This window comes from Maridesulfovibrio ferrireducens (genome assembly GCF_016342405.1).
Classification (GTDB): Bacteria; Desulfobacterota; Desulfovibrionia; order Desulfovibrionales; family Desulfovibrionaceae; genus Maridesulfovibrio; species Maridesulfovibrio ferrireducens_A.
This window is the reverse complement of sequence record NZ_JAEINN010000059.1, coordinates 1-2042: the sequence shown is the minus strand read 5'-3', so window position 1 is coordinate 2042 and position 2042 is coordinate 1. Positions and strand designations below refer to the sequence as shown.

Annotated in this window: 2 protein-coding genes; both read right to left on the bottom strand. The window is 45.2% G+C overall.

Annotated elements, in window-relative coordinates:
* Nucleotides 1-938 (bottom strand): tyrosine-type recombinase/integrase (locus JEY82_RS19645; RefSeq protein ID WP_304089028.1); only part of this gene is annotated, 938 nt, incomplete at its 3' end.
* Nucleotides 925-1884, bottom strand: coding sequence for a tyrosine-type recombinase/integrase (locus JEY82_RS19640; RefSeq protein ID WP_304089025.1), 960 nt, complete (start codon nt 1882-1884; stop codon nt 925-927). The genes JEY82_RS19640 and JEY82_RS19645, both read right to left, overlap by 14 nt.
* Between the last annotated feature and the right edge of the window lie 158 nt (nt 1885-2042).

Genomic DNA, 2042 nt, shown 5'->3' with positions numbered 1-2042 from the left:
GCCTTTCTCTTCATTTCTACATCTGCTCTGGCATAAATCAGCGTAACCTCCATATCGGAGTGCCCTAACCACTCGCTTACCAAAGGTAGTGGCATGCCTGCGCTATACAGATTTTGGGCTCTCGAATGCCTCATTAGGTGAGGATGAAGATGGGGAAACAGAGGGACTGACTCTTTGATAATCCTCTCATATTTTTCCATGATACGGGCTGTGTTGTCAGCTGACATCTTGTTCTTCACCCCCTTCCGTTCAACATAGAACAGGTATTGGGTCTTGTCTTGGGCTGGATGGAAAATCTTCAGATAGTGCAACAAGATAGCCGTGGCCTTCTCAGAGATTGGGGTTATTCGTGACTTTCCTCCCTTCCCGATGAAATGGACTTTGCTGGTTTTGCCTGTGATGGTAATATGCTGGAGCTTGAGGGAGAGCATCTCATTGTTTCTTGCCCCGCTGTCGTACATCATGGTGAGATAACAGCGGTCTCGAATACCAAAAAGGGTTTTTGCATCAGGCGCTCCCAATACCATGGCAACCTCGCTCTCCTCCAGAAATATATAGGTTGGCTCAGCTGAGATCCTTCTCTTGGTTATTTCAGCAATTTCACCCATTGTAGAAGCCATCAAAGGATCCCCATGGAGTGAGATGAACTTATAGAAAGTGCGCACGCAAGACAGCCTTGTGTTTATTGTCGATGCTGTGCAATTCCTCTCTGACTCAAGCCAACCAAGAAACTCGACTATGGATCCTCTTGTAATCATTTTGGTTGTCAGGCTGAAAACATCTACACTCTTTTGCTCCTCAAAGAACTGGACCAGAAGCTTGAGAGCGTCACAGTATGACAATATGGTGTTTTCAGACCTGTTCCTGACTGAAGGAAGATAATCAGAAAGAAAATACCTGATGTTTTCAAACAGTTTCTTATCCTTAAGCTTTTTCATCATTCACCTCCGGATACAGGCAGTCAAAGCGACTCCAGTCAAATCCAGAATTCCTGATGATGTTCTCAGGCAACATATGGATGTAGTAAAAAGTTTCACTAAAAGATCCATGCCCCATATGCTCCCTAAGGAATATCGCCAACTCATAGAAGTCCTTACCCTCTGCAAGCCAATTCAGGATAACCCTAGAGCATGACGAATGCCGCAGGTCATACGGACGAGGCGATTGGGACCCATTGCCAATGCCTGCATGCTTGATGCAAAGTTTGAATTGGTGATTCATCCATGGTTCTCGATTTTGGCGTGGTTTTTCTGTTGGCGGCTCGAAAAAGAATCGCCGGTCTCCCATCATGGAGTCATACACACGGCAAAGAACTAGAAGATCTTCGGTCATCGTCACCATGCGGTCCTTATGACGTTTAGAGTTTCTGATGAAAAGTGTTCCCTTCTCCAAGTCGACATCCTGTCTTAGCAACTGCATGGGTTCATTCGGCCTAAGTGCGCAGCAATAGAGCATCCTGAATAATACTGGAATGATATACTCACGGTTGGGCGACTGGTAATGGGGCGGAAGGGAGTCGACAGCAAGAAACAATCTAGATAGCTCTTCATCAGTGAATAAATAAGGGTAGAAAGGTTGCTGTTTGTCTATAAAATCAGTAGGAAGCACAAAAGCAGTCTTGCCAATGCCTTTCTGATATTTACCAAACACCCGTATGACATTCAGGCGTATCCGCCTGGTGTTCTGGCTTTCATTGGCACGTCTGCGACTCCATCCTAAGACGATATCCTCAGTCATAACATCCAGTGATGGAAATCCTTCTGCAACATATGCATCAATCTTTGAGAGCTGATATTCATAGGACTTGCGACTGTATCCTAGTGATTCCCGTAGTTCCAGAAACCCAATAATGTCAGGACCTAGCTTGCTTATGGGGTTTTTCATTGGTACACCTCACTTGTAACAGGTATGCCTGTAAAATCCAGTGAACAAGACATCATGACAGGGTTTGCAGAAATGTATCGGTCAGCACTTTTGCAGTCTGAATGGCCGAGCACCTGGGATATAGTGGTGATAGGAACTTGTGAAGCTGCCATAAAAGT